Below are 6,382 nucleotides of genomic sequence, written 5' to 3'. Positions count from 1 at the left end.
CACCTCGTCTGACCACCTCGTCTGACCACCTCGTCTGACCACCTCGTCTGACCACCTCGTCTGCGGTCAGGGCTTGGGCTGCAAGGTGAGCGAGATCGAGTTGATGCAGTAGCGCTGGTCGGTGGGCGTGTCGTAGCCCTCACCCTCGAACACGTGCCCGAGGTGCGACCCGCAGCTCGCGCAGCGCACCTCGACCCGCTTCATGCCCATCGAGCGGTCCTCGAGGTACTCGACGCGGTCGTCGGCCAGGGGTGAGTAGAACGACGGCCACCCGCAGTGCGAGGCGAACTTGGTGTCGCTGCGGAACAGCTCGGCCCCGCAGGCGCGGCAGGCGTAGACGCCCTCGGTGGTGGTGTCGGTGTACTCACCGACGAAGGGCGGCTCGGTGCCGCCCTCGCGCAGCACGTGGAACTCCTGGGGCGAGAGCTTCTCCCGCCACTGGATGTCGGCGATGGTCACGGGGTAGCTGCGGCCGGTCGGCTGCATGGCACGTCCTTTCCACGGCGTTCTCACGTCGGCACAACACCGGGCCGGCCGGGAGAGTTCCCGACCGGCCCGGTGCGTGGTGCGAGCTGCGGTCAACCCGCTGCTGGCTGTGGTGCGGACTCAGCGGCCCCGGAGGTCCAGGCGCACGACCTGCGGGTCGTGGTCGCTGTCCTGGTCGTGGAACTCGCTGTTGGTGTGCACGACGTCGTAGTCGAAGCGTGCCCGGTGACCGCGGTGCTCACCGAGGTCGTAGCCGTAGGCGTGACCGTCACCGTGGCTCTCCGAGCCGGCCAGCTCCGGGCTCAGCAGGATGTGGTCGAGCACCTGGCTGTTGCCTTCGTAGACGTACGTGTACCGCTCTTGCGGCGCGAGGGTGCGCGGCAGGTCGAGCAGCGCCGTGTCGCCACTGCCGACGAGGATGTCGGCGGTCTGGGAGAACTCGAAGTCGTTGAGGTCACCCAGGACGACGACGCGCGCGTCGTCGTCCGCCGCCATCAGCTGGTCGACGAAGGTGCGCACCGCCTGAGCCTGCTCGTGGCGCTGGCTCTCGCTGAACCGCGTCGGCTGCTGCCAGCGGCCGAACAGCGGGTCGTCGCCGCCCTTGCTGGCGAAGTGGTTGGCGATCACGAACAGCGACTTGCCGTGGTAGCGGAACTCGCCGACGAGCGGCTTGCGCGAGTCCTCCCACGCCGGGTTCGCCGGGTCGATGCGCCCCGGGCTCGCCGAGAGCGACGTGCGGTTGCCGGAGCCCACGACCTGCACCGGCGTCGTCGCGTCGCCGCCGGGGCGGTCGACGAACGACAGGCCGCGGTCGGTGCGGAACAGCAGCACCGAGCGGATGTTGCCGCCGGGCTGGCCGCCGTCGGTCTTGTCCTGCGGGTCGATCCAGCGGGCCTGGTACGCCGGGCCGCCGGCCGCCTGGATCGCCGCCACGAGCTGGGCGACGGTCTGGTCGGACGCCACGGTGCCGTCGTCCGTCGGGCCGGTGTTGTCCTGGATCTCCTCGAGCGCCAGGACGTCGGGCGCTGAGAGGTTGTGGACGATCTGGCCGGCGAGCCGGTCGAACTTGGTCTGCGGGTCCTTCGGCGAGAGGTTCTCGACGTTGAAGGTGCCGATCGCCAGCTCGTGCTGGTTGGCCGGGCGCGTCACCTCGCGCTGCAGGCCGCCGCTGACCACGGTCGGCACCGACGTCACCTCGAGCTTGAAGTTCGAGAACGAGTAGTCGAGCGGCCCGGTCACGTCGCCCGCCAGCGTGTCACCGACGTCCGCGAGCGGCATGGCGCCGGCGCCGATGAGCCCGTCGTCGAGCTGCACGCGCATGGCGTTCGGGTGGTCGTAGCCGCTGTAGACGACGCCACCGCGGGCTGAGCGGACGGCGTCGCCTGCGGCGAGCTGCCCCGGCACCACCGGGATCTCGCCGAAGCGGGCGGTCGGGCCGACCACCTGCGCGTCACGGACGCCGACCAGCATGCCCTCCATGGACTCGTAGAAGTCGATGGCGTCGACGTCGGGACGGAACGGCGCGTCCGAGTACTCGACGCTGCCCGGGTCGCCCTGCTCGATCGTCTGCGGCGGTGCCACGCGGTCGACGCCGAGGATCACCGGCGCGGGCAGCGGGTTGCCGCTCGACTCGACGGTGACCTTCGGCCCGGTGATCTCGGTCGTCGTGAGGTTGTCGTTGGACGCGCGGTACTCCGCGACGGCGCCGTCGACGCTCACGAGGTCGCCGACCGCGGCCGAACCCGCCCTGCGGGTGTAGACGAACAGGCCCTCGCTCGTGGCGGGGTCGGCGTCCGGTGTGGGGTTCTGGAACCAGAACCCGCTGGACGACACCGCCGTCACGACGCCCTCGACGTCATTGACGGGCTTGCCGACGAGCGGCGACAGGTGGCTCGCGCCCTGGATCTGCGGGATCGTCTCGGGCTCGTCCGGCGTCGGGGGAGTCGGCGTGCAGGCGAGCGTGCCTGCGGCCGAGTTCCGCGGCGACGGGGCCCCGAGGGAGAAGTCGGAGGCGTTGTTGTCGGTGTCGGTGCAGGGGCTGGTGCGGCTCGCCGACGTCGTGTTGGTGGTGCCGGGGGCGGGCGGCCCCTCGACCGGCGTGGTCGTCGCGCCGTAGGCGACGCCGTCGACCTGCGTGGTGCCCTGCAGCAGGAGCACTCGGCCGGAGCTGCTGCTCATCGGGGCCGTGCCGGTGGCGTCGGGCGTGGGCAGCGGCGTCGTGCCGCCGGACCCGGCCGCCATCTGCACGAGGTAGGACGACTGCGGCGCGATGGTGCCGGCCAGCGTCGTGGTGTTGCTCGCCGAGGTGCCGCTGGCCGACCAGTACTGCACCTTCCACGTCGACAGGTCGACGGGGGTGTCGCCGAGGTTGTAGAGCTCGACGAAGTCGTTGGTGTACGTGGCGCCGCTGTTACCGCCGCCGCCGTACACCTCGCTGATGACGACCGACGTGGAGACGGCGTGAGCCGGCGCGGCGAGGGCGACGGCTCCTGCGCCGACGACGGCGAGCGCCAGAGGGCCGGCGATCAGCCGGCGTGTGGACCTGATGGGCATGGGTGCGCTCCTGACAGAAGGGACGAACGGTTTCTACCAGGCCGCTTCGCCACGCGACAGGCCTCCGACGGACACCGCAGCATGAACTTCGGGTGAGCGTTCGGTGGGTTTCGCCCAAGACGCGCGGGGCCGGCCAGGACGTCCCAGCCGGCCCCGCGCGTCACGTCACGGGTAGCTCACCACGGTGCTCGGAACCCCGACCTCGCCGGTCGCACCGACGTCGTTGACGACGTGGTCGATGGTGCCCGCACCCAGCTGGACGGTCAGCAGGTCGTGCAGCCGCACTCGCGGCGTCACCGGCACCTCGAACCCGTGCGAGGCGTGCAGCGACGGGTCGACGTTCGTGTACACGTAGCTGCCACCTCCCCACAGCTCGTGGTCCTTCACCGAGTCGGCGACCTTGTACGCCGCGTAGCCCAGCACGCCGTCGTGCTGCCAGGCCGCCTGGTTCGGGGCGTCGTACGGCAGCTCGTTCTGGAAGAAGACCGTGCGGCCGCGCTCGCCGTTCCAGATGACGTTGTCCTTCTGGAAGTGCTCGACGAACAGGCCGGTGGCGGTGACGTCGTCGCCGTTCACGATGACGCCGTGGTCGGCGGTGTTGAGGGTCCAGCCGACGCCCTGGCCGTGGTCGGCGCGCCAGGCCCAGATGTCGTCGAGCACGACGTGGTCGCTGTTGACCTCGAGCGCGACATCGGCCTTGCCGACGTGGGGGCCGCCGACGCGGAAGAACACGTCCTGCACGCCCGTCGGGTAAGCCGGGTCGCTCCAGCCGGGGCGATGGCGAGCGGGCGTCCCTGCCGCGTGCCGCGTGCCGATGCGCATCAGCGCGGGGGAGGGCACGGGCCCGGCGTCGACCATGAACCCGGCCAGGTCGACACCCGGGACGTCGGCGACGGCGAGTGGCACGGCGCCACGCTCGGCGGTGAGCGTGGCCAAGCCGAGACCGAGCACCACCGTGCCCGGACGCCGCACCTGGATGGTGCGGTCGATCGAGTAGACACCGGGCGTTAGCAGCAGGTTCTTCCCGCGGGCCAGGGCCGCGTTGATCTTCGTCACCGAGTCCGAGGGCCGCGCGACGAAGAAGCTCGAGATCGGCAGCGACCGGCCGGCGGTCGGACCCGTTGCCCAGGTGGTGCCGCTGGAGTCGCGGCGGGGCGCCGGCACGAGCACGCGGTACGAGCCGGCGTCGTCCTGGTAGAGGAACGGGCGCTCGCGGCTCACGGACGTGCGGGGCAGCGTCGTGTACGGCGGGTCGGGGAACGACTGCGCGGGTGCGCCGTCGACGCCGGAGAACACCTGGTTCCACACCGCGTTCGACCAGCCGCCGATGGTGCTGTCGCGCACCAGGAACTGCTGCTGCGAGCCGTTGACGACGAAGCCGGTGCGCGAGTCGGCGATGAAGCCGCCACTGGCGTACTGCGGGCCGGCGGTGCAGTAGTCCATCAGCGTGAGGTTGCCGCCGGTGATGTCGACGCGGCGCATGGGTGCAGCCTGCGAGACGGCCCAGAACTCGCCGGACGCGCGGCAGCCTTCGGCTCCGGCGACGTTGATCGTGAGGTTCGACAGCGACCGCCAGAAGTTGTTGAGGGCGATGCAGTTGTCGGCGGCGAGGCAGCGGTTGTAGACGTCGACGTGGCCGTTGATGACGACGTCGCCAGGGTTCGCGCCGAGACCCGCGACCTCGGTGTAGTAGCCGACCTGGAAGACGAGGGGGTGCTCGGCCGAGCCGTAGGTGCCGGGCGCGAACAGCAGCGCGTAGCGACCGCGGCCCATCTCGTCGTCGACCTGCTGGGCGGCGATGCCGTCGACGAGCGCTTGGATGTCGGCCTGCGGCATGTCGGGAGTGATGAGCTTGACGTTCGGGCCGAGGTCGGGCGCGGACGTCGAGTGGCCGTGCCCGGCGGATGACGGTGCGGCGGCTGCGGGCGCGGCGAGCGCTCCGGCGGTCGCGAGGGCCAGCGCCAGCGCGGTTGCGGCGATCGCCAGCGTGCGGCGGCCCCAGGGAACGGGTCGATGTGAGAGCGCTCTCTCGATGGGCGGAGCGGAAGTCATGGACACCTCTCGGTGACTGGAGTGGGGGAGTGCCTGGACCCTAGACCTCGGCCCCCGCGAGGTCCAGACCCTGTAGGTTTCGGACATGGCGGGCGCTGCTGAGATCGTCGAGGTCGCGGGTCCGCACGGCGTGCGCCCGGTGCGCGTGACCAGCCCCGACCGCGTGGTCTTCGAGCCGACGCAGCGCACGCCCGAGATCACCAAGCTGCAGGTCTGCCAGTACTTCGCCACCGTCGGCGAGGCCATGATGCGCGCCGTCGGGCAGCGACCCACCGCGATGGAGCGCTGGCCCGACGGGTGGCGCGAGGGGATGCGCCTGGCCACCGGTCCGCAGGACAAGGAGGGCGACGGCTTCTACCAGAAGCGGCTGCCCAAGGGCGCACCCGACTTCGTCGAGACCGTGCCGATCCGCTTCCCGAGCGGCCGCACCGCCGAGGAGCTGTGCCCGACCGAGCCGGCGGCGCTGGTGTGGGCGGCGCAGATGGGCACGCTCACCTTCCACCCGTGGCCCGTGCGCCGTCCGGACGTCGACCACCCCGACGAGCTGCGGCTCGACCTCGACCCCCAGCCCGGCACGACGTTCGCCGACGCGCAGCGCGTGGCCGAGGTGACGCGCGAGCTGCTCGAGGAGCTGGGGCTGCGCGGCTACCCCAAGACGAGCGGCAACCGCGGCGTGCACGTCTACGTGCGCATCGAGCCGCGCTACACCTTCGAGCAGGTGCGGCACGCGGCGATCGGCTTCGGCCGCGAGCTCGAGCGCCGGGACACCGGCGTCACCACTGCCTGGTGGAAGGAGGAGCGCGGCGCGCGGATCTTCCTGGACTACAACCAGAACAACCGCGACCGCACCATCGCCAGCGCGTGGAGCGTGCGCGCGCGTCCCGGTGCGCCGGTCAGCACGCCGATGACCTGGGCCCAGCTCGCCGACGTCCGCGACCCTGCGGCGTTCAACCTCACGTCGGTGCCGGACCTGCTCGCGGACGGCGACCCGTGGGCCGGCCTGGACGACCAGGCCTTCTCGATCGACCCGCTGCTCGAGCTGTGGGAGTCCCTGCCCGGCGGCGAGCTGAACTTCCCGCCCGACTACCCCAAGATGCCGGGCGAGCCGCCGCGGGTGCAGCCGAGCAAGAAGGTCGCCGCGCACTGGGACGAGCACGGCAACCGCGTCGAGCCGTAGGCGTCGCACGGATCGCAGGCGTCCCGCCGGGGTGACGGTGAGTGATGACGCGCAGCGATTTTCCGGAAGTCGGCCGCGCGGCCCTCCCCGCAGGTCGACAGTGCTGCGCGCATG

The 6,382-nt window shown here is 71.5% G+C and carries 4 protein-coding genes; 1 reads left to right on the top strand and 3 read right to left on the bottom strand.

The features are described from left to right. Nucleotides 1-66: 66 nt before the first annotated feature. The 3 genes from msrB to ASD06_RS07240 all read right to left on the bottom strand — a co-directional run bounded on the left by msrB (nucleotide 67) and on the right by ASD06_RS07240 (nucleotide 5,091). Nucleotides 67-486, bottom strand: coding sequence for a peptide-methionine (R)-S-oxide reductase MsrB (gene msrB / locus ASD06_RS07250; RefSeq protein ID WP_056674903.1), 420 nt, complete (start codon nucleotides 484-486; stop codon nucleotides 67-69). A 120-nt stretch (nucleotides 487-606) separates the two neighbouring features. After that, on the bottom strand, nucleotides 607-3,039 hold the full coding sequence (locus ASD06_RS07245) for a lamin tail domain-containing protein (protein ID WP_056674901.1): 2,433 nt from the start codon (nucleotides 3,037-3,039) through the stop codon (nucleotides 607-609). A 165-nt stretch (nucleotides 3,040-3,204) separates the two neighbouring features. Next, nucleotides 3,205-5,091, bottom strand: a complete 1,887-nt coding sequence (locus ASD06_RS07240; RefSeq protein WP_082537778.1) for an adenylyl cyclase — start codon at nucleotides 5,089-5,091, stop codon at nucleotides 3,205-3,207. A gap of 85 nt (nucleotides 5,092-5,176) precedes the next feature. Between ASD06_RS07240 and ASD06_RS07235 the strand changes: the two genes are divergently transcribed. Beyond that, nucleotides 5,177-6,268, top strand: coding sequence for a DNA polymerase domain-containing protein (locus ASD06_RS07235; RefSeq protein ID WP_056674899.1), 1,092 nt, complete (start codon nucleotides 5,177-5,179; stop codon nucleotides 6,266-6,268). Nucleotides 6,269-6,382: the final 114 nt, after the last annotated feature.

The sequence above is a fragment of the Angustibacter sp. Root456 genome (assembly GCF_001426435.1).
Lineage (GTDB): Bacteria > Actinomycetota > Actinomycetes > Actinomycetales > Angustibacteraceae > Angustibacter.
This window is presented reverse-complemented; position numbering and strand designations above follow the sequence as displayed.